The sequence below is a fragment of the Bradyrhizobium sp. MI1.11 genome (genome assembly GCF_055811255.1).
This window is the reverse complement of sequence record NZ_JBVVPM010000078.1, coordinates 1-292: the sequence shown is the minus strand read 5'-3', so window position 1 is coordinate 292 and position 292 is coordinate 1.

Below are 292 nucleotides of genomic sequence, written 5' to 3'. Positions count from 1 at the left end.
CCAAAAACCCCCCTTTCTTATTTCCGGGGGGGGTTTTTTTGTTTTTTTTTTTTTATTGGGTTTTTGGGGGGGCCGCGCCCCCCCCCCCCCCCCACGATGGAGATGGAGCTGCGCGCCACATACTCGCTGTCATCGCCCGATTTAATCGGGCGATCCAGTATTCCAGAGACGGATGTGATTTGAACCGAGAAGCCGCGGTGTACTGGGTCGGCCCGGGTAAACCGGCGACGCCAAGGGTGTGTGTGGGCGGCCCCGAGGGGGGGGGGAAAAAAAACCAGACGCAAAACCCCCA